Source organism: Pseudomonas sp. Eqa60 (assembly GCF_018326405.1).
Taxonomy (GTDB): domain Bacteria; phylum Pseudomonadota; class Gammaproteobacteria; order Pseudomonadales; family Pseudomonadaceae; genus Aquipseudomonas; species Aquipseudomonas protegens.
The window spans coordinates 140,714-163,902 of record NZ_AP024342.1; the positions used below are offsets into that span (position 1 = coordinate 140,714).

Below are 23,189 nucleotides of genomic sequence, written 5' to 3' on the forward strand. Positions count from 1 at the left end.
GCCTGCCGGGGCCCGGCGACCACCCCGGGGGTGGCCGCTAGGGACCGGTCAGCTGTTGTTGTGATCGATCTTGATGGTCGGGTCGCTGCCGGCGATCAACGAATTGATGTTGGCGTTGGACCAGTTGTTGCCTTCCAGCTTGATCGTCACGTCGGCGTTGGCCAGGCCCCCGGCGGCGTTGAGCTTGCCCTCGGAGCTGACCTGCAGGGTCGAGACCCCGTCCACGGTGGTGATCTTGAGGAAGTTGTCGATGGTGCTGGCGCTCTCGCCCTGCAGCAAGTCACGCAGGTCGATGCGGTCGCCTTCGCTGGCCTTGAAGTCCTTGATCACGTCGTTGCCGGTGTCGCCGGCCTTCCAGACGAAGGTGTCGGCACCCGAACCGCCGATCAGGATATCGTTGCCCTGGCCACCGATCAGGGTGTCGTTGCCGGTCCCCCCAGCAGGATGTCATTGCCCTTGCCGCCGTCCAGCAGGTCGTTGCCGCCCTGGCCGAAGAGAATGTCATTGCCGGCACCGCCCAGCAGAGTGTCGTTGCCGTCGTGGCTGCCAGACACATCGAACTCGGTGTAGTGCTCGGTGATGTACTGGTGCACGTTGCTGGTGGTGACCTTGCTCACGTCGACCCCGGTCTGCTTGGCCACATAGGCCTGCATGGCCTGGTAGCCCTCGCCTGCGACGCCGTTGAAGCTCACCAGGTCGCCGAACAGGATGTCGTTGCCGTCGCCGCCGCTGACCTTGTCGGCCCCCGGCATGGTCGCTTCGGTGTGGCCGATGATCGAGTTGGCCAGGTCGTTCGGGTCGATGTTGGTCTGCGGCTTGCCGTCGCTGTCGTAAGGCTTGAGGTCGTTGAGGCTGACACCACTGTTGATGCCGATGGCTTCGACGTTCGACAGGCCGCTGAGCAGGGCAAAGCCGCTGTTGGAGTTGGTGGTGGTGTAGTAGTCGGTGCTGCTGCCGGAGCCGGCCAGGTTCGACAGCTCGTAGGTACCGTCGCCCTGGGCGTGCAGGGTGCCCAGGGTCTTGCTGCTCCAGCCCCAGCCATTGTTGGTCTGCAGGATTGTCGTGCCGTCGCTGGCGACGCTCAGGTAGTGAGAGTTGTCGAGGTACTTGCCGAAGGTATCCCCCAGCTTGTAGTTGCTGGTGGTCACCACATCGTCGAGGCGCACGTTGCCGTACAGCGTCGGGTTGGTCTGCTCGCCGCTCTGGTAGTAGGTCGGCTTACCGTCGGTGATGAAGTAGGTCAGGTTGGTGGCGTTGCTGTTGCCGGTGGCCTGGCTGCTCTGGAAGAAGTTGGCCGTGGCCTTGAACACGTCTTCGTAGTTGGTACCGCCGCCGGACGTCATCGAGTCCAGCACCGCCTTGAGCTGGGCCAGGGCGGTCGGGTCGTTGAGGTTAACCGACACCGACTTGTTGACCTGGGTATCGAAGTCGGCGAGGAAGATGTTCACCGTCCCCGAGCTGCTGCCGCCGATGCTGTTCTTCAGGGTATTGAACACCGAGGTCAGGGAGTTCTTGGCCGCGGTGATCGAGGCGCTGCTCATGCTGCCCGAGCTGTCCACCATGAAGGCGATGTTGTAGTTGGTGCCCGGGACCACGGTCAGGCCGCCGATGTCGGCAACCACGATGTCGTTGCCATCGGTGCCGGTAACGGTGTCGTCGCCGGAGGTGGCGACCACCGAGTTGTAGACCGCCGGGTAGACCTTGACCGGGATCTGCGCCGAAGTGCTGGCAGAGCCGCCCAGGGACTCGGTGGAGGTCGAGGTCACGTTCAGGTTGAAGGTGCCGTTGTAGTACGGCGGCGGCGTGACCGTCAGGTTGCCCAGGTTCCAGCCGGTGACGTTGGCTTCACCGGAAGTCGCGGTGGCGGTGAAGGTGTGCCCGGCGCCATCGCTGAGCACCGAGCCTGCCGGAATGCCGCTGATCTTCACGCTGAGGGTTTCCGAGCCGTCGGTATCGGTCAGGCCGGTGGTGATCTTCGACAGATGCACGCTGCCGCCTTCGCCGCCCTCGTTGAGCTTGTAGCCGTCGTAGTAGCCTTCGCCGTTGGTGCCGTGCAGGTCGGACACCGAGACTCCGGCGTTGGTCAGGTCGGTGACGCCGGTGTACAGCGGCACGCCGGCGTTGCTCAGGTCCACCGCAGCCCCGCCGTTGACCGAGAGGTTGACGTCGTAGGAGCCCGGGCCGCTCTGGTTGTGGTGGTAGATATCGATGGTGTAGTAGCCGCTGGTGGTCGGGGTGAAAGTACCGTTGAGGTTACCGCCCGCGCCCCAGGTGGTGCTGGCCACGTTCTTGCCGCCGATGGTCACCAGCAGGCTGTCGTCGCCGGTGCCGGAGAAGGTATAGGCCTTGCCTGCTTCCAGGTAGATCAGGCCTGAGGTCTTCGACGCGGTGCCCGGCGTGATGTTGCCGTCGGACTGGACGTTGGTCGCCAGGCTGCTGCTGTTGGGTGTGCCGGCAGCGTCGATCACCGATTTCAGAGTGCTGGCGGAAGCGCCGCTGCCGTCGGTGCCAAGGCCGCTGAGGTTGGTCCAGACTTCCTTGAGCAGGCCCACCGAATTCACGCTGTTGCCGGCCACGCTCAGGGTCGGTGCATCGGCTACCGGGGTGATGTCGACGGTCACCGTGCCGGTGTTGCCCAGGGCCTGGCCGTCGGTTGGCTGGAACTTGATCTGGGCGTAATCGGCCTGCTGGTTGCCCACGCCGTTGCCGCCGTAGCCATTGGTTCCGGATTCGTTGGCGTCCGGTGTGAAGCGCAGTTTTCCGGCATCGATATCGGCCTTGCTGAAGGTCTGGTTGTTGGCCACATCCTTCCAGGTCGAACCGTCCAGGTATTGCAGTTTGCCGTCGCTGGGCAGTTGGGTGATCTTCACGCCGAGGCTGGACGCCGGGCTGTCGACGTCGCTGACGCCGAAGTTCGACCAGGTCAGTGCCAGCGGGGTGTCTTCGTTGCCGGTCACGGCGCCGCCAGTGGCAGTTGGGGCGTCGTTCACCGCCACCACGTTGACCGTGGTAGTGGCGACGTTGGAGTAGTTGCCGCCGTCGGTCACGGTCACGGTGATGGTCCGTGGCGTGGTGCTCGGGTCTTCACTGTTGTTGGTGAAGGTGATGTTCTTGATCTGCTGCATGTAGTCGGCCAGCGTCGCGCTGCCCGACAGGGTCAGGGTGATCGAACCGTCCTTGCTGTTGGCATTGATGGTGATGCCGTTGACGCTGTTGCCCAGGTTCAGCGAGTCCCCCGGCTGGCGGTTGGTCAGCACGATGGTGGCGCCGGTGAGCAGGGTGCTGTCCGGGTCGGTGATGCTCAGGTCGGTGTCGGCGATCGACACGCCGGGGCCTGTGGTGCCTTCGGTGAAGGTGACCTTGTAGTCGGCCCCGGTAGCACCGCTGGAGTTGTTGGCATCCAGGTCGATGACCGGCGGAGCGTCGTTATCGATGATCGAGGTAGTGACGCTGTTGTTGCTGCCCACCACCAGGTTCTCGAAGTTGCCGCCAGTGGCCGAGTCGATCTTGACCGTGAAATTCTCGGTGCCTTCGGTGATCTTGTCGTCAATGGTGGCGACGTTGAAGGTGGCGCTGCTGGCGCCGGCCGGGATCTTCACGGTGTACACGCCGCTGAAGTCCGAACCGTCGGTGGCGGTGCCGCTGTAGCTGATCTTCAGGGTGACTTCGGTCTGCGCCGGGTGAGTCAGGCTCACGGTGTAGCTGGCGGTCTGGCCTTCGGTGACCGAGGCGCTGCCGCTGATACCCACCGAAGTGGTGTCCAGTGTATCGGTGACGTTGGTCACCGCTGGCGTGGTGTCCGTGACCAGCTTCTCGAAGTTGCCGCCAGTGGCGTTGGTGATGGTGGCGTTGACCTTGCCTGCGTCGATGTAGACGTCGTCTGCCGGCGCCGCAACGGTGACCGTCCCGGTGGTTTTTCCGGCCTCGATATGGATCACCGAACCGTTGGACAGGGTCACGGTCACCGGAGTACCGGCGGCGTTGGTCAGTGTGGCGGTGTAGGTGATCTGGCCGCCCTCAGCGACGGTGCCAGTGGCAGTCAGGCTGACGCTGGTGGTGTCGACGGTATCGGTCACGGTGGTGCTGACCGGAGTCTTGTCGGCGACCAGGTTCTCGTAGTTACCGCCGCTGACATTGGTGATGGAGTTGGTCAGCGGGGTATGGCCGACCAGCACATCGTTAGGCGCACTGATGCTTACCGAACCAGTGGTTTCGCCGACCGGGATGGTGATCTTCTCGCCATTGGCCAGGGTCACGACTACAGGTGAGCCGGTCACTGGAGCAGTGACGGTAGCGGTGTAGGTGACGTTGCCACCTTCGGCCGCCGAAGGCGTGGCCTTGAGCGACACGGTGGAGTTGTCGATGGTATCGGTAACGTCAGTCACGGCCGGCGTGGTGTTCGGCACCAGCTTCTCGAAATTGCCGCCCTCGGCCTTGGTGATGGTGGCTTCGACCTTGCCGGCGTCCTTGTACACGTCATCGGCTGGAGCCGCGACGGTGGTGGTGCCGGTAGTGGCGCCGGCGGCGATGGTGATTACCGCGCCGTTGCTCAGGGTCACGGTCACCGGAGTGCCGGCGGCGTTGGTCAATGTGGCGGTGTAGATGATCTGGCCGCCTTCAGCGACGGTGCCAGTGGCAGTCAGGCTGACGCTGGTGGTGTCGACGGTGTCGGTCACGGTGGTGCTGACCGGAGTCTTGTCGGCGATCAGGTTCTCGTAGTTACCGCCGCTGACATTGGTGATGGAGTTGGTCAGCGGGGTATGGCCGACCAGCACATCGTTAGGCGCACTGATGCTTACCGAACCAGTGGTTTCGCCGACCGGGATGGTGATCTTCTCGCCATTGGCCAGGGTCACGACTACAGGTGAGCCGGTCACTGGAGCAGTGACGGTAGCGGTGTAGGTGACGTTGCCACCTTCGGCCGCCGAAGGCGTGGCCTTGAGCGACACGGTGGAGTTGTCGATGGTATCGGTAACGTCAGTCACGGCCGGCGTGGTGTTCGGCACCAGCTTCTCGAAATTGCCGCCCTCGGCCTTGGTGATGGTGGCTTCGACCTTGCCGGCGTCCTTGTACACGTCATCGGCTGGAGCCGCGACGGTGGTGGTGCCGGTAGTGGCGCCGGCGGCGATGGTGATTACCGCGCCGTTGCTCAGAGTCACGGTCACCGGAGTGCCGGCGGCGTTGGTCAGGGTGGCGGTGTAGGTGATCTGGCCACCTTCAGCGACGGTGCCAGTGGCAGTCAGGCTGACGCTGGTGGTGTCGACCGTATCGGTCACGGTGGTGCTGACCGGAGTCTTGTCGGCGACCAGATTCTCGTAGTTACCACCGCTGACATTGGTGATGGAGTTGGTCAGCGGGGTATGGCCGACCAGCACATCGTTCGGTGCGCTGATGCTCACCGAACCGGTGGTTTCGCCGACCGGGATGGTGATCTTCTCGCCATTGGCCAGGGTCACGACTACAGGCGAGCCGGTCACTGGCGCAGTGACGGTAGCGGTGTAGGTGACATTGCCGCCTTCGGCCGCCGAAGGCGTGGCCTTGAGCGATACGGTGGAGTTGTCGATGGTGTCGGTCACATCGGTGACGGCTGGCGCTGGATTGGTCTCAAGGTGCTCGAAATTGCCACCCTCCGCCTTGGTAATGGTGGCTTCGACCTTGCCCGCATCTTTGTAGACGTCATCGGCCGGAGCGGCGACGGTCGCTGTGCCCGAGGTAGCACCAGCAGCGATAGTGATCACTGCACCGTTGCTCAGGGTCACGGTCACTGGCGTGCCAGCGGCATTGGTCAGGGTTGCGGTGTAAACGATGGAGCCGCCTTCGGCCACGGACTCGGTAGCACTCAGGCTCAGAGTGGTGGTGTCCGGAGTATCGGTGACCGAAGTCTCGGCTGGCTTGTCGCTAACTTCCAGCTTCTCGTAGTTACCGCCGTCCGCCTTGGTAATGGTGGTGCTCAGGGAGCTGCCGCCCGCCAACGCATCGTTTGGAGCGGTGAAATTCACGCTACCGGAGGATTCGCCCACTGGGATGGTAATGGTCTGTCCGTTAGACAGAGTCACCACCACAGGCGAGCCGGTTACCGGAGCAGTGACCGAAGCGGTGTAAACAACAATGCCACCCTCAGCCACGCTCGGCGTGGCAGTCAGGGAAACGGTGCTGGTGTCGATGGTGTCAGTGACATCAGTCACAGCTGGAGTCGGGTTGGTCTCCAGGTGCTCGAAATTGCCACCTTCAGCCTTGGTAATCGTTGCCTCGACTTTGCCGGCGTCTTTGTAGACGTCGTCAGCCGGAGCGGCGACGGTGGCAGTACCGGAAGTAGCGCCAGCGGCGATGGTGATCACCGCGCCGTTAGAGAGCGTGACAGTAACAGGTGTACCCGCAGCATTGGTCAGGGTCGCGGTGTAGACAATCAAACCACCTTCAGCCACAGACTCAGTAGCCGAGAGGCTCAGGGTGGTCGTGTCTGGTGTGTCAGTTACCGAGGTTTCAGCCGGCTTGTCGCTGACCTCCAGCTTCTCGTAGTTACCACCGTCGGCTTTGGTAATGGTGGTGCTGAGCGAACTGCCACCAGCCAGAGCATCGTTGGGCGCGGTGAAGTTCACGCTGGCGGACGACTCACCCACCGGGATGGTGATGGTCTGTCCGTTAGACAGAGTGACGACCACTGGTGAGCCAGTCACTGGTGCTGTCACCGAAGCGGTGTAAACAACAATGCCACCCTCAGCCACGCTCGGCGTGGCAGTCAGGGAAACGGTGCTGGTGTCGATGGTGTCAGTAACGTCGGTGACTGCTGGAGCTGGATTGGTTTCCAGGTGCTCGAAGTTGCCGCCTTCGGCCTTGGTAATAGTCGCTTCGACCTTGCCGGCGTCTTTGTAGACGTCATCAGCTGGCGCGGCGACAGTTGCCGTGCCCGAAGTGGCACCGGCAGCAATCGTGATTACGGCACCGTTACTCAAGGTCACGGTGACCGGAGTACCGGCAGCGTTGGTCAGGGTTGCGGTGTAGACGATGGAACCGCCCTCGGCCACGGACTCGGTAGCGCTCAGGCTCAGGGTAGTGGTGTCCGGGGTATCGGTCACGCTGGTTTCAGCCGGCTTGTCGCTGATTTCCAGCTTCTCGTAGTTACCACCGTCGGCTTTGGTAATGGTCGTGCTGAGCGAACTGCCGCCCGCCAACGCATCGTTTGGTGCGGTGAAATTCACGCTGCCAGACGACTCACCCACCGGGATGGTGATGGTCTGGCCGTTGGACAGAGTGACGACTACCGGCGAACCGGTCACTGGCGCTGTCACCGACGCGGTGTAAACAACAATGCCACCCTCAGCCACGCTTGGTGTAGCGGTCAGACTGACAGTCGACGTGTCGATCGTGTCAGTGACATCAGTCACCGCTGGCGCTGGATTTGTCTCCAGGTGCTCGAAGTTGCCACCCTCGGCTTTGGTGATCGTTGCCTCGACCTTGCCGGCGTCCTTGTAGACGTCATCGGCTGGCGCGGCGACAGTTGCCGTGCCCGAAGTGGCACCGGCAGCAATAGTGATCACGGCACCGTTACTCAAGGTCACGGTGACCGGAGTACCGGCAGCGTTGGTCAGGGTTGCGGTGTAGATGATCGAACCACCTTCAGCCACAGACTCAGTAGCCGAGAGGCTCAGGGTTGTAGTGTCCGGGGTATCGGTGACGGAGGTTTCAGCGGGCTTGTCGCTGACCTCTAGCTTCTCGTAATTACCGCCATCCGCCTTGGTAATGGTGGTGCTCAGGGAGCTACCGCCAGCGAGGGCATCGTTTGGCGCGGTGAAGTTCACGCTGGCGGACGACTCACCCACCGGAATGGTGATGGTCTGACCGTTGGATAGGGTCACTACGACCGGCGAGCCGGTTACTGGCGCTGTCACCGACGCGGTGTAAACAACAATGCCACCCTCAGCCACGCTTGGAGTTGCGGTCAGGCTGACGGTCGACGTATCGATGGTATCGGTAACATCGGTGACGGCTGGAGTCGGGTTGGTCTCCAGGTTCTCGAAGTTGCCGCCTTCGGCCTTGGTAATGGTGGCTTCGACTTTACCGGCGTCTTTGTACACGTCGTCAGCCGGAGCGGCAACGGTGGCAGTACCGGAAGTAGCGCCTGCGGCGATGGTGATTACCGCGCCGTTGCTCAGGGTCACAGTGACCGGAGTACCAGCGGCATTGGTCAATGTGGCGGTGTAGACGATGGAACCGCCCTCGGCCACGGACTCAGTAGCCGAGAGGCTCAGAGTGGTGGTGTCCGGGGTATCGGTGACGGAGGTTTCAGCGGGCTTGTCGCTGACTTCCAGTTTTTCGTAGTTGCCACCGTCGGCTTTGGTAATGGTCGTGCTGAGCGAACTGCCCCCAGCCAGAGCGTCGTTTGGCGCGGTGAAGTTGACGCTGGCGGACGACTCGCCCACCGGAATGGTGATGATCTGTCCGTTGGACAGAGTGACCACGACCGGCGAGCCGGTTACTGGCGCGGTCACCGACGCGGTGTAAACAACAATGCCACCCTCAGCCACGCTTGGAGTTGCGGTCAGACTGACAGTCGACGTATCGATCGTGTCAGTGACATCAGTCACCGCCGGGGCTGGATTGGTCTCCAGGTTCTCGAAGTTACCGCCTTCGGCCTTGGTAATGGTGGCTTCGACTTTACCGGCGTCTTTGTACACATCGTCAGCCGGAGCGGCGACGGTGGCAGTACCGGAAGTGGCACCGGCGGCGATGGTGATTACCGCGCCATTGCTCAGGGTCACAGTGACCGGAGTGCCAGCTGCATTGGTCAATGTGGCGGTGTAGACGATGGAGCCGCCTTCGGCCACGGACTCAGTAGCCGAGAGGCTCAGAGTTGTAGTGTCAGGAGTATCGGTGACCGAGGTTTCAGCCGGCTTGTCGCTGACTTCCAGTTTTTCGTAGTTGCCACCGTCGGCTTTGGTAATGGTCGTGCTGAGCGAACTGCCCCCAGCCAGAGCGTCGTTTGGCGCGGTGAAGTTGACGCTGGCGGACGACTCACCCACTGGAATGGTGATGGTCTGACCGTTGGACAGAGTCACCACGACCGGCGAGCCGGTTACTGGCGCTGTCACCGACGCGGTGTAAACAACAATGCCACCCTCAGCCACGCTTGGTGTTGCGGTCAGGCTGACCGTCGAAGTATCGATGGTATCGGTAACATCGGTGACGGCTGGAGCCGGGTTGGTCTCCAGGTTCTCGAAGTTGCCACCCTCGGCTTTGGTAATAGTGGCTTCGACCTTGCCGGCGTCTTTGTAGACGTCATCGGCAGGGGCTGCGACGGTCGCTGTGCCCGAGGTAGCACCGGCAGCAATGGTGATCACTGCGCCGTTGGACAGAGTCACGGTTACTGGGGTGCCGGCTGCGTTGGTCAGAGTGGCGGTGTAGACAATCGAACCGCCTTCGGCCACGGACTCAGTAGCCGAAAGGCTCAGGGTGGTAGTGTCTGGTGTGTCAGTTACCGAGGTTTCAGCGGGCTTGTCGCTGACCTCCAGCTTCTCGTAGTTACCGCCGTCCGCCTTGGTGATGGTGGTGCTCAGGGAACTACCACCAGCCAACGCATCGTTGGGTGCGGTGAAGTTCACCGAGCCCTGGCTTTCGCCTACTGGAATGGTGATGGTCTGGCCGTTGGACAGAGTGACGACTACCGGCGAACCGGTCACTGGCGCAGTCACGGAGGCGGTGTACACCACAGTGCCGCCTTCGGCGACGCTTGGTGTTGCAGTCAGACTGACAGTCGAAGTGTCGATGGTGTCAGTGACATCAGTCACCGCTGGCGCTGGATTGGTCTCCAGGTTCTCGAAGTTGCCGCCTTCGGCCTTGGTAATAGTGGCTTCGACTTTACCGGCGTCCTTGTAGACGTCATCGGCAGGTGCGGCCACGGTGGTGGTACCCGTGGTGGCACCGGCAGCAATAGTGATCACGGCACCGTTACTCAAGGTCACGGTGACCGGAGTACCGGCAGCATTGGTCAATGTGGCGGTGTAGACAATCGAACCACCTTCGGCCACGGACTCGGTAGCGCTCAGGCTCAGAGTGGTGGTGTCAGGGGTATCGGTAACCGAAGTCTCGGCTGGCTTGTCGCTGATTTCCAACTTCTCGTAGTTACCGCCATCCGCCTTGGTGATGGTAGTGCTCAGGGAGCTGCCGCCAGCGAGGGCATCGTTGGGTGCGGTGAAGTTGACGCTGGCGGACGACTCACCCACCGGGATGGTGATGGTCTGGCCGTTGGACAGAGTGACGACTACCGGCGAACCGGTCACTGGCGCAGTCACGGAGGCGGTGTACACCACAGTGCCGCCTTCGGCGACGCTTGGTGTTGCAGTCAGACTGACAGTCGAAGTGTCGATGGTGTCAGTGACATCAGTCACCGCTGGCGCTGGATTGGTCTCCAGGTTCTCGAAGTTGCCGCCTTCGGCCTTGGTAATAGTGGCTTCGACTTTACCGGCGTCCTTGTAGACGTCATCGGCAGGTGCGGCCACGGTGGTGGTACCCGTGGTGGCACCGGCAGCAATAGTGATCACGGCACCGTTACTCAAGGTCACGGTGACCGGAGTACCGGCAGCATTGGTCAATGTGGCGGTGTAGACAATCGAACCGCCTTCGGCCACGGACTCAGTAGCCGAGAGGCTCAGGGTGGTAGTGTCTGGTGTGTCAGTTACCGAGGTTTCAGCGGGCTTATCGCTGATTTCCAATTTCTCGTAGTTACCACCATCCGCCTTGGTGATGGTGGTGCTCAGGGAGCTGCCGCCAGCGAGGGCATCGTTTGGCGCGGTGAAGTTCACGCTGGCAGACGACTCACCCACCGGGATGGTGATGGTCTGACCGTTGGACAGGGTCACTACGACCGGCGAGCCGGTTACTGGTGCAGTCACGGAGGCGGTGTACACCACAGTGCCGCCTTCGGCGACATTAGGGGTAGCTGTCAGCGAAACAGTGCTGGTATCGATGGTGTCAGTGACATCGGTGACGGCTGGAGTCGGATTGGTCTCCAGATTCTCGAAGTTACCGCCTTCGGCTTTAGCGATGGTGGCTTCGACTTTACCAGCGTCTTTGTAGACGTCATCGGCAGGGGCTGCGACGGTCGCTGTGCCCGAGGTAGCACCGGCAGCAATGGTGATCACTGCGCCGTTGGACAGAGTCACGGTTACTGGGGTGCCGGCTGCGTTGGTCAGAGTGGCGGTGTAGACAATCGAACCGCCTTCGGCCACGGACTCGGTAGCGCTCAGGCTCAGAGTGGTGGTGTCCGGGGTATCGGTGACGGAGGTTTCAGCGGGCTTGTCGCTGACTTCCAGTTTTTCGTAGTTGCCGCCGTCGGCCTTAGTGATGGTGGTGCTCAGGGAGCTACCGCCCGCCAACGCATCGTTGGGTGCGGTGAAGTTCACGCTGCCGGACGATTCACCCACTGGAATGGTGATGGTCTGTCCGTTGGACAGGGTCACCACCACTGGCGAGCCGGTTACCGGAGCAGTGACCGACGCGGTGTAAACAACAATGCCACCCTCAGCCACGCTTGGTGTTGCGGTCAGACTGACCGTCGACGTATCGATCGTGTCTGTGACGTCGGTGACTGCCGGGGCTGGATTGGTCTCCAGGTTCTCGAAGTTACCGCCTTCGGCTTTAGTGATGGTGGCTTCGACTTTACCAGCGTCTTTGTAGACATCATCAGCTGGCGCGGCGACGGTCGCGGTACCCGAGGTAGCACCGGCAGCGATGGTGATCACTGCGCCGTTGCTCAGGGTCACGGTGACTGGAGTACCAGCGGCATTGGTCAATGTGGCGGTGTAGATGATCGAACCGCCTTCAGCTACAGACTCAGTAGCCGAGAGGCTCAGGGTTGTAGTGTCTGGTGTGTCAGTTACCGAGGTTTCAGCCGGCTTGTCGCTGACTTCCAGTTTTTCGTAGTTGCCACCGTCGGCTTTGGTAATGGTCGTGCTGAGCGAACTGCCCCCAGCCAGAGCGTCGTTTGGCGCGGTGAAGTTGACGCTGGCGGACGACTCGCCCACCGGAATGGTGATGATCTGTCCGTTGGACAGAGTGACCACGACCGGCGAGCCGGTTACTGGCGCGGTCACCGACGCGGTGTAAACAACAATGCCACCCTCAGCCACGCTTGGTGTTGCGGTCAGACTGACAGTCGACGTATCGATCGTGTCAGTGACATCAGTCACCGCCGGGGCTGGATTGGTCTCCAGATTCTCGAAGTTACCGCCTTCGGCCTTGGTAATGGTGGCTTCGACTTTACCGGCGTCTTTGTACACATCGTCAGCCGGAGCGGCGACGGTGGCAGTACCGGAAGTGGCACCGGCGGCGATGGTGATTACCGCGCCATTGCTCAGGGTCACAGTGACCGGAGTGCCAGCTGCATTGGTCAATGTGGCGGTGTAGACGATGGAGCCGCCTTCGGCCACGGACTCAGTAGCCGAGAGGCTCAGAGTTGTAGTGTCAGGAGTATCGGTGACCGAGGTTTCAGCCGGCTTGTCGCTGATTTCCAGCTTCTCGTAGTTACCGCCATCCGCCTTGGTGATGGTGGTGCTCAGGGAGCTACCGCCCGCCAACGCATCGTTTGGCGCGGTGAAGTTGACGCTGGCGGACGACTCGCCCACTGGAATGGTGATGGTCTGGCCATTAGACAGAGTCACTACGACCGGGGAACCAGTCACGGGGGCGGTGACCGACGCGGTGTAAACCACAGTGCCGCCTTCGGCGACATTAGGGGTAGCTGTCAGCGAAACAGTGCTGGTATCGATGGTGTCAGTGACATCGGTGACGGCTGGAGTCGGGTTGGTCTCCAGGTTCTCGAAGTTGCCACCCTCGGCTTTGGTGATCGTTGCCTCGACCTTGCCGGCGTCCTTGTAGACGTCATCAGCTGGCGCGGCGACGGTCGCTGTGCCTGAGGTAGCACCGGCAGCGATGGTGATCACTGCGCCGTTGGAGAGGGTCACGGTGACCGGAGTACCTGCGGCATTAGTCAGGGTGGCGGTGTAGACGATGGAACCGCCTTCAGCCACGGACTCGGTCGCGCTCAGGCTCAGAGTGGTGGTGTCCGGGGTATCGGTAACCGAAGTCTCGGCTGGCTTGTCGCTGACCTCCAGCTTCTCGTAGTTGCCGCCGTCGGCCTTAGTGATGGTGGTACTCAGGGAGCTGCCGCCAGCCAACGCATCGTTGGGTGCGGTGAAGTTTACCGAGCCCTGGCTTTCGCCAACCGGAATAGTGATGGTCTGGCCGTTGGACAGAGTGACGACGACCGGCGAACCGGTCACTGGCGCTGTCACCGACGCGGTGTAAACAACAATGCCACCCTCAGCCACGCTTGGTGTTGCGGTCAGACTGACGGTCGAAGTATCGATAGTGTCTGTGACGTCGGTAACTGCCGGAGCCGGGTCGGTGACCAGGTTTTCGAAATTGCCGCCATCGGCCTTGGTGATGGTGACTTCAACCTTGCCCGCGTCTTTATAGACATCATCGGCAGGGGCGGCGACGGTGGCAGTACCGGAAGTGGCACCGGCAGCGATGGTGATTACCGCGCCGTTGCTCAGGGTCACGGTGACCGGGGTGCCAGCAGGGTTGGTCAGAGTGGCGGTGTAGACGATGGAGCCACCCTCGGCCACGGTATCGGTGGCCGACAGGCTCAGGCCGGTGTCGTCGATGCTGTCGGTCACGGTGGTGACCGCTTTGTCTGGGCTGGGTTGCAGGTTCTCGAAGTTGCCGCCTTCAGCCTTGGTGATACCGACTTCGATGGTGTCGCCGTTCTTGTAGACGTCATTGGCTGGCGCCGGGACGTCGATCGAGCCACTGGACTTGCCCGCTTCGATAGTGATCACCGAGCCGTTGGACAGGGTGATGGTCACCGGAGTCTGTGCCGGGTTGGTGAGGGTGACGGTGTAGGTGATCTGCCCGCCCTCGGTAACGCTGGCATCAGCGGTCAGGCTGACGGTGGTGGTGTCGATGGTGTCGGTGACCTGGGTGACCGCCGGGGTCGGGTTGACCGTTACCAGCAGGCCGCCACCGCCGGTGGTGCCGGTCACGCTGACGCTGATCTGGCCCGGGTCGATATAGACGTTGTCCTGGGGCGCCAGGGGCACCTGCACGCTGCCAGTGGTCTGGCCGGCGCTGATGACGATGACCGCGCCATTGGACAGGGTCACAGTCAGGTCGGTAAGTGGCGCCTGGGTCAGGGTCGCGGTGTACACCAGGGTGCCACCGGCTTCGGTAATGGTTGGGGTGGCGCCCAGGGTCAGGGTGGCCGGGCGCAGGGAGTCACTCCCGCTGCCATTGCCGTTGCCATTGCCCAGGCCGCCATTGTTGGTCAGGCCGCCAAAGGTGTTGTCCTGGGTCGAATTGGCCAGCCCCAGGCCAGCGGTGGGGAAACCGATGGTCGGGTCGACCCGGCCCGCAGTCTCTTCCAACTGCACAAAACTGTGGCCACCACCGGCCGCGCCGCCATTCCCCGCGGCGGTCGGGCCGGCGGCGGTGGCTTCCAGGTCGGTGGTCGGGTCGGCGCCGGCGGCGATGGCCTGCTGCAGTTCTGCCACCGAAGGGGCGGCCTGAGCGGTGGCCTGTGCCAGGTCCGTGCTGGAGTCCGGTGCGGCACCGCTCCACTGGGTGTCACGCCCCAGGTCCAGAGTGCGCCCGTCGGTCAACTCCAGGGTGACGGCCCCGGCCGGGCCGGTGTCTACCTGGTCACCCACGAACAGGCGGTCCCCTTCAATGAGTACGCGTCGGATCCCTTCCGGGGAAACCACGAAAACTTGGCCGACAATGCTTTTGACGATGGCAACAACACTGCTCATTGGGGACTCTCCGGTGTACCGCTCAGTCGACTTCCATGTACCGGCTTGGGCGCGGGCCGCAACTCAGTCAGGACGTACTAGGTGTGTAATTGGGAACGGGTAATTGACAGATCTACCGTCAAAAGTTTGGCTATATTTTTTGGGTATTAACTTTATGCCAAACTATTGACCTTATGGACGCCATCCTAAACAATCGCCGAATTAATGTCACATTGATATTCACGCGGTAACCTGACTTGAAGTATGTGAACCAGTTCTTAGTTTGAACTTTCCGACGGACGGTTGTTTTGGTTGTAATAAATCGATGTGGTGCCACGTTCTGACGTGATTCTGGACACGCTGTCCGAGGGAAATTCTTACCATGCGTTTTCATCTGTTCAAGGCCCTGCCCTTTGCCTTAGCCGCCAGCTTTGTGCAGGCTCAAACCCTTCCTGAAGCCATGCAGAAAGCACTGGATGTGCACCCGGAAATCCAAGCCGGCGTGAACAGCCGTCTGGCTGCTGACTACCAGCTGAAAGCCGCCAAAGGTGGCTATCTGCCACGAGTGGACATGTTAGCTGGCTATGGTCGTGAAGGGACGGATAACCCTACGACCCGTGCGGGTACAGGCAGCAATCACTGGGAAACCTTGAACCGCGGCGAGTCAAGTTTGCGTCTGCAACAGATGGTTTTTGACGGTTTTGCCACGTCCAGCGAAGTCGGGCGTCAACAAGCCACCGTCAACTCCCGCGCCTACTCCCTGCTGGGCACCTCCGAGCGCACGGCCCTGACCGTGGCCCAGGTCTATCTGGATGTGCTGACCCGCCGTCAATTCGTGCAACTGGCGGAAGACAACCTGCGCAATCACGAGCGTATCTACGACCAGATCAAACTGCGCACCCAGCGAGGCGTGGGTAGCGGCGCCGACCTTGACCAGGCTGAAGCGCGGATGGCCCAGGCCCGCAACAACCTGATCACCGAGCAGACCAACCTCGCCGACGCCCAGACCAACTACCTGAGTGCCGTCGGAGAAATGCCGGACCAGCTGGAACGCCCTGCCAGTTTTATGGCGCTGTTGCCGGCCAACCTCGACGAGGCCCGGCACCAGATGCTGGAAAACAGCCCGATCCTGCGTTCTGCCGAGTCCGATATCGTCGCTGCCGAGAAGCAGTACGATGCCGCCAAGTCGGCGTTCTATCCGCGCTTCGACGCGGAGCTGGGGCGTACTGCCGACAACGACCTGGACGGCCAGAACGGCCACAACAATGAATGGCAGGCCATGCTGCGCATGCGCTTCAACCTGTTCGCCGGCGGCAGCAACAAGGCCGACCTGGAGTCCAAGGCCTACCAGTCCAACCAGGCGCTGGATATCCGCAACAACGCCCTGCGGGTGCTGAACGAGGAACTGGGCCTGGCCTGGAACGCCTTGAACAACGCCAACGCCCAGGTGCCGATCGCCCAGCAATATGTGGATCACAGCACCAGCGTGCGGACCGCCTACCAGAAGCAGTTCAGCCTGGGTGAACGTACCCTGCTGGACTTGCTCGACAGTGAAAACGAGTTGTTCACCGCCTCCCGGCGCCTGGCCGAGATCCAGAACATTCAGTTATTTACTCAATATCGAATCAAGGCGACCATGGGCGAGTTGCTCAAAAGCCAGGGAGTGGTGGCACCTATGGCCTCCGTCGTGCAAAGCGATGTGAAGCCCAAGGTCCAGCTGCCCGGGATGAATTGAGCTAATTTCATCCAACCAGCCAGTTAAGAGTGTCGAGCGTGGAATCAGAAGTCAGTGTGCAACTCAGTCATGATCCACGCGGCATGCATGACGATCCCCTTCTGGATGGTTTGCTGACCCTCTGCTTCCTGCACCAGAAGCCCGCCAGTGCGGCGATGCTGACCACCGGCCTGCCCTTGCCATCCCAGCGCCTGAGCGCCGAGCTGCTGCCCCGGGCCGCGGCCCGGGCCGGGCTGCAGGGCCGGGTGCTGCGGCGCAAGCTCGAACAGATTCCAGCCATCGCCATGCCCGCCCTGTTGCTGCTCAAGGACGGTCGCAGCGCGGTGCTGCTGGGCTGGCAGGGTGAAGACCAGGCGCGGCTGCTGCTCAGCGAAAGCGATGGCGGCGAAGTCTGTGTCGACCGCCAGTTGCTGGCCGACGATTACAGCGGCCAGGTGTTCTTCGCCCAGCCCCAGCACAAGTTCGACGTCAACCACGGGTCGCTGATCCCTCGCGCCCGTTCCTGGTTCCGCGACACCCTCAAGCGCTCGCGCTGGCTGTATGCCGACGCCATTGCCGCGAGCCTGCTGATCAACATCATCGCCATGGCCGCGCCATTGTTCGTGATGAACGTCTATGACCGGGTGGTGCCGAACCAGGCCACCTCGACCCTGTGGGTGCTGTCCATCGGCATCATCGGCGCCTACATCTTCGACCTGATCCTCAAGGGCCTGCGCAGCTTGTGCCTGGACCTGGCGGGAAAGAAGACCGACCTGATCATTTCCGCCACGCTGTTCGAGCGCATCGTCGGCATGGCCATGAAGTACCGCCCGGCACGGGTCGGCAGCTTCGCCCAGAACATCCATGAGTTTCAGAGCCTGCGGGACTTTCTCGCATCCCTGACCCTCACCAGCCTGATCGACCTGCCGTTCACCCTGCTGATCTTCCTGGTGATCGCCATCCTTGGCGGGCATCTGGTGTGGATTCCGGTGCTGGCCTTCCCGATTGCCCTGTGCATCGGCTATGCCCTGCAGAAGCCCCTGGTGGCGACCATGGAAAAGACCATGGCCCTGGGCGCCGAGCGCCAGTCGAGCCTGATCGAGACCCTGGCCGGCCTGGACGCGGTCAAGGTCAACAACGCCGAGAGCGAGCGCCAGTACCAGTGGGAGCAGACCATCGGCACCCTCAGCCGGCTTGAGCTGCGGGTGAAGATGCTGTCCAGCCTGGCGATGAACATCACCTTGCTGATCCAGCAACTGGCCGGGGTGATCATGATCATCTTCGGCGTGTACCAGATCATCGACGGCAACCTCAGCATGGGCGGCCTGATCGCCTGCTACATGCTCAGCGGTCGGGCCCTGAGCCCCCTGGCTTCGCTGTCCGGGCTGCTGACCCGCTACCAGCAGGCGCGGGTCACCATGACCTCCGTAGACCAGATGATGGAGCTGCCCCAGGAGCGCAATTTCGACGAGCGCCCCCTGAGCCGCAGCGTGCTGCAGGGCGCCATCGAGTGCCGGCAACTGAGCTTTACCTACCCGGGGCAGCAGAACCCGGCGCTGAAGAACATCAACCTGATGATCAAGCCGGGGGAAAAGGTCGGCATCATCGGCCGCAGCGGCTCCGGCAAGAGCTCCCTGGCCAAGCTGCTGGTGGGGCTCTACCAGCCGGACTCCGGTGCCCTGCTGGTAGACGGTGTGGACATCCGCCAGATCGACGTCAGCGAACTGCGTCACAACATCGGCTACGTGCCCCAGGACATCCAACTGCTGGCCGGTACCCTGCGTGACAACCTGACCTCCGGTGCCCGCTACGTCGAGGACGAACTGGTGCTGCAGGCCGCGGAACTGGCGGGGGTCCATGAGTTCGCCAGGCTGCACCCGCAGGGCTATGAATTGCAGGTGGGCGAGCGCGGGCAGAACCTTTCCGGTGGCCAGCGGCAGAACGTCGCCCTGGCTCGCGCGCTGTTGCTCAACCCACAGATCCTGCTGCTCGACGAGCCCACCAGCGCCATGGACAACACCGGCGAAGAGCGCTTGAAACAGCGCCTGGAGGCGGTGGTGCAGAGCAAGACCGTGGTACTGGTCACCCACCGGGCGTCGTTGCTGTCGCTGGTGGATCGGCTGTTGGTGGTGGACCGTGGACAAATCCTGGCCGATGGCCCGAAAGCGGTGGTGATGGAAGCGTTGAAGAAGGGGCAGATCAGTGTTGCTTAAGTCGGGATTCAAGGACTCGATCCGTCGCTATTTCAAAGGCACCGATTCGCTCCAGGGGCAGCCGCTGCCCGAGGTCAACAAGGCACTGATCGAAGATGCGCCGCGGGTTATCCGCCTGACCATCTGGGGCATCATCGCGTTCTTCCTGTTCCTGGTGCTGTGGGCCAACTTCGCGGTGATCGACGAGGTAACCAAGGGCGAGGGCAAGGCGATTCCTTCCTCCAAGCTGCAGAAGATCCAGAACCTGGAAGGCGGCATCGTCTCCGAGCTGTACGTCAAGGAAGGCCAGATAGTCGAAGCCGGCGCGCCGCTGATTCGCCTCGACGACACGCGCTTCCAGTCCAACGTCGGCGAGACCGAGACCGTGCGCCTGTCCATGCTGCTGCGGGTCGAGCGCCTGAGCGCCGAGGTGGATGAACGCGAGCTGAATTTCCCCGCCGAGGCGGTCAAGGAAGCGCCGGGCCAGGCGGCCAGTGAGAAATCCCTGTACCAGAGCCGTCGCCAGCAACTGCATGACGAGATCGGTGGCCTCCAGGAACAGCTGATCCAGAAGCAGCAGGAACTGCGCGAGTTCACCTCCAAGCAGGCGCAATACCGCCAGCAACTGGGCCTGCAGCGCCAGGAAATCGCCATGTCCGAGCCGCTGGTGGCCCAGGGCGCGGTGTCGCCGGTGGAAGTGCTGCGGCTCAAGCGTGCCGAGGTGGAAACCCGTGGCCAGCTGGACGCCACCACCCTGGCGATCCCTCGCGCCGAATCGGCGATCAAGGAAGTGCAGCGCAAGATCGATGAAACCCGCGGCAAGTTCCGCAGCGAGGCCCTGACCCAGCTCAACGAAGCGCGCACCGAACTGAACAAGGCCAGCGCCACCGGCAAGGCCCTGGAAGACCGGGTCAGCCGCACCCTGGTGACCTCGCCGGTACGCGGTATCGTCAAGCAGCTGATGGTCAACACCATCGGCGGGGTGATCCAGCCGGGCAGCGACATGGTGGAAATCGTCCCCTTGGACGACACCCTGCTGGTGGAAGCCAAGATCCGTCCCCAGGACATCGCCTTCCTGCACCCGGGGCAGGAAGCGGTGGTCAAGTTCAGCGCCTATGACTACACCATCTACGGTGGCCTCAAGGCCCGCCTGGAACAGATCGGCGCCGATACCATCACCGATGAAGACAAGAAGACCACCTACTACATGATCAAGCTGCGCACCGACCGCAGCCACTTGGGCACCGATGAAAAGCCGCTGCTGATCATCCCCGGGATGGTGGCCTCGGTGGACATCATCACCGGCAAGAAAAGCATCCTCAGCTACCTGCTCAAGCCGATCATCCGCGCCCGCGCCGAAGCCCTGCACGAACGCTGATCCATGTAAGAAACCACCTGCCAGCCTTGTAGGAGCTGGCTTGCCAGCGAAGGGGCCTTGAGAGCGCCTTCGTCGGCGTACCGTCCCCAAGCGGTCCATCGGTTGAATCAACATATCGTTATTCACTAACGGTATTTAAATTCGTTTTCTTATATCTATAAAGTTGACTCCCTGCGTACCTGCCGACCAATCGGCGCGCCGCACGAAATGAACCCACACGGGATCTCCGTGAGTTTCTGATCGACGCGCGCGCCCTGGGCGCGCCTGCGCGGGAGTTTCAGTCATGTCTGCATCAGCCAGTGCCGCCTCCATTGCCGCACAAGCTTTCGAAATCCGGCCCTTGAATGGGGCTGTAGGCGCCGAGATCGTCGGCCTCGACCTGTCCCGGCCAGTCAACGACCAGGACTTCGCCCGCATCCACCGCGCCCACCTGGACCATCACGTAGTGGTGTTCCGCGACCAGCGCATCAGCCCCGAACAGCAGATTGCCTTCAGCCGTCGCTTCGGTGTGTTGCAGATTCATGTGCTCAAGCAGTTCCTGCTGGCCGGGCACCCGGAAATCCTCATCGTTTCCAACATCATCGAGAACGGCCAGTCCATCGGCCTGGGGGACGCCGGCAAGTTCTGGCACTCGGACCTCTCCTACAAGGAACTGCCGAGCCTGGGCTCGATGCTGCACGCCCAGGAACTGCCAGCCGAAGGGGGCGACACCCTGTTCGCCAACATGCACCAGGCCTGGGACAACTTGCCCGAGGCGCTGCGCAAGGCGGTCGAGGGACGCAGCGCCGCCCACTCCTATACGGCGCGCTACAGCGAGACCAAGTTCGAGGGCAACTGGCGCCCGACCCTGACCCCGGAGCAACTGGCCCAGGTCGCCGAGGTGGTGCACCCGGTCGTGCGCACTCACCCGGAAAACGGCCGCAAGGCGTTGTTCGTCAGCGAAGGCTTCACCACCCGCATCGTTGGCCTGCCGGAAGACGAAAGCGCCCAGTTGCTGGCCGAGCTGTATGCCCACAGCGTGCTGCCGGACAACATCTACCGCCATCAATGGCAGCCCCACGACCTGGTGTTCTGGGACAACCGCTCGCTGATCCACCTGGCCGCCGGTTGCCCGAGCCATCTGCGCCGCAGGCTGTATCGCACCACCATCCAGGGCGACGCCCCTTACTGATCAGCCAGGCACGGCAGGAGAACCAGCATGTCCTTATCCATTCCCTTCATTCCCCGCCTCGGCAGACTGGCCACGGCCATCGGCCTGGGTTTCAGCCTGCTGGCCGGCAGCCTGGCCGCGCCTGCGCCGGCCCAGGCCGAAGGCGGGATCCGCATCGCTGAACAGTTCGGTATCGTCTACCTGCTGCTCAATGTGGTGCGCGACCAGAACCTGATCGAAAAGCACGGCAAGGAGCAGGGCATCGACATCAAGGTCGACTGGACCCAGCTGTCCGGCGGCGCGGCGGTCAACGACGCGCTGCTGTCGGGCTCCATCGACATTGCCGGGGCCGGCGTCGGGCCGCTGCTGACCATCTGGGATCGCACCCACGGCCGGCAAAACGTCAAGGCCGTAGCCTCCCTGGGTAACTTTCCCTACTACCTGGTGAGCAACAATCCCAAGGTCAAGACCATCGCCGACTTCACCGAAAAGGACCGCATTGCGGTACCGGCGGTGGGGGTCTCGGTGCAGTCGCGCTTCCTGCAATACGCCGCCGCCAAGCAATGGGGCGACAAGGAATTCAATCGCCTGGACAAGTACACCATCGCCGTTCCCCACCCGGACGCCACCGCCGCGCTGATTGCCGGCGGCACCGAGCTGACCGGGCACTTCTCCAACCCGCCATTCCAGGACCAGGCCCTGGAGAACCCCAATGTGCACGTGGTGCTCAATACCTACGACCTGCTGGGGCCCAACTCACCGACGGTGCTGTTCGCCACCGAGAAATTCCGCAACGACAACCCCAAGACCTACAAGGCCTTCGTCGAAGCCCTGGCCGAAGCGGCCGAGTTCGCCCAGCACGACAAGGGCGCAGCCGCCGATACCTACCTGCGCGTGACCAAGGCCAAGATCGACCGCGCCGCCTTGCTGAAGATCATCGACAACCCGCAGTTCGAGTTCAGCGTGACACCGAAAAACACCTACCCACTGGCGGAATTCCTCTACCGGGTCGGTGCGATCAAGAACAAGCCCGAGTCGTGGAAGGACTACTTCTTCCAGGATGCCAAACCGTTGCAGGGGAGCTGATCGCCATGAATGCCCCCTTGCCAGGCCACACGGCCAGCAATCGCGCTGCCATCGCCCAGGCGCTGTTGGCGGTGGAACAAGTCAGCCTGGAATACCGCACCCCGCAGCGGGTGGTGCGGGCCACCCACCAGGTGAGTTTCGAGGTTGATCCGGCCGACCGCTTTGTCCTGCTGGGGCCTTCTGGCTGCGGCAAGTCGACCCTGCTCAAGGCCGTGGCCGGGTTCATCCAGCCCTGTGAGGGCGAGATTCGCCTGCAAGGCCAGCGCGTCAGCCAGCCCGGGCCGGATCGTATCGTGGTGTTCCAGGAGTTCGACCAGTTGCCCCCCTGGAAAACCGTGAAGCAGAACGTGATGTTTCCCCTGCTGGCGTCGAAGACCCTCGGCCGCCGCGAGGCCGAAGAGCGCGCCCTGGAATACCTGGAGAAAGTCGGCCTGGCGGCTTTCGCCGATGCCTATCCGCATACCCTGTCCGGTGGCATGAAGGCCCGGGTGGCGATCGCTCGCGCCCTGGCCATGCAGCCGAAGATCCTGCTGATGGACGAACCTTTCGCCGCCCTCGACGCCCTGACCCGGCGCAAGATGCAGGAGGAGTTGCTGCGGCTCTGGGAGGAGGTGCGCTTCACCTTGCTGTTCGTCACTCACTCCATCGAGGAAGCGCTGGTGGTGGGCAATCGCATCCTCCTGTTGTCGCCTCATCCGGGGCGCGTGCGGGCGGAAGTCCACAGCCACCAGTACGACCTGCAGAGCCTCGGTGGCGTGGCTTTTCAGCAGACCGCGCGGCGCATCCACCGCTTGCTGTTCGATGAAGGCCAATCGCCGGAAACTGAAACCGAGCTGGATTTCGCCGATATCCGTATCGCTTATTGAGCCGTCAGGCCACCGTT

Annotated in this window: 6 protein-coding genes and 1 pseudogene; 6 read left to right on the forward strand and 1 reads right to left on the reverse strand. The window is 62.3% G+C overall.

Features of this window, described 5'->3' with window-relative positions:
• Positions 1 to 48 precede the first annotated feature (48 nt).
• Positions 49 to 14,807: pseudogene (locus KI242_RS00690) on the reverse strand (retention module-containing protein).
• A 361-nt stretch (positions 14,808 to 15,168) separates the two neighbouring features.
• Between KI242_RS00690 and KI242_RS00695 the strand changes: the two are divergent.
• From KI242_RS00695 to KI242_RS00720, 6 genes are all read left to right on the forward strand, one after another.
• Entirely contained in the window at positions 15,169 to 16,521 is a 1,353-nt protein-coding gene (locus KI242_RS00695) for a TolC family outer membrane protein (protein WP_011058515.1), read from the forward strand.
• Between the two features lie 38 nt (positions 16,522 to 16,559).
• Positions 16,560 to 18,713 carry a type I secretion system permease/ATPase gene (locus KI242_RS00700; protein WP_011058516.1) on the forward strand — a complete coding sequence of 718 codons (2,154 nt, stop codon included), beginning with the start codon at positions 16,560 to 16,562 and terminating at the stop codon, positions 18,711 to 18,713.
• Positions 18,703 to 20,070 carry an HlyD family type I secretion periplasmic adaptor subunit gene (locus KI242_RS00705; RefSeq protein ID WP_011058517.1) on the forward strand — a complete coding sequence of 456 codons (1,368 nt, stop codon included), beginning with the start codon at positions 18,703 to 18,705 and terminating at the stop codon, positions 20,068 to 20,070. Before KI242_RS00700 ends, KI242_RS00705 begins: the two co-directional genes overlap by 11 nt.
• A 283-nt stretch (positions 20,071 to 20,353) precedes the next feature.
• Positions 20,354 to 21,241, forward strand: coding sequence for a TauD/TfdA family dioxygenase (locus tag KI242_RS00710; RefSeq protein ID WP_123473145.1), 888 nt, complete (start codon positions 20,354 to 20,356; stop codon positions 21,239 to 21,241).
• Between the two features lie 39 nt (positions 21,242 to 21,280).
• On the forward strand, positions 21,281 to 22,306 hold the full coding sequence (locus tag KI242_RS00715; RefSeq protein ID WP_185070180.1) for an ABC transporter substrate-binding protein: 1,026 nt from the start codon (positions 21,281 to 21,283) through the stop codon (positions 22,304 to 22,306).
• A gap of 5 nt (positions 22,307 to 22,311) precedes the next feature.
• Entirely contained in the window at positions 22,312 to 23,172 is an 861-nt protein-coding gene (locus KI242_RS00720; protein WP_041115052.1) for an ABC transporter ATP-binding protein, read from the forward strand.
• The last annotated feature ends 17 nt before the right edge of the window (positions 23,173 to 23,189 follow it).

Bases quoted from the DNA above. Each gene is read 5' to 3' on its own strand.
- KI242_RS00695 (WP_011058515.1), top strand. From the start codon at position 15,169: ATGCGTTTTCATCTGTTCAAGGCCCTGCCCTTTGCCTTAGCCGCCAGC.
- KI242_RS00720 (WP_041115052.1), top strand. From the start codon at position 22,312: ATGAATGCCCCCTTGCCAGGCCACACGGCCAGCAATCGCGCTGCCATC.
- KI242_RS00710 (WP_123473145.1), top strand. From the start codon at position 20,354: ATGTCTGCATCAGCCAGTGCCGCCTCCATTGCCGCACAAGCTTTCGAA.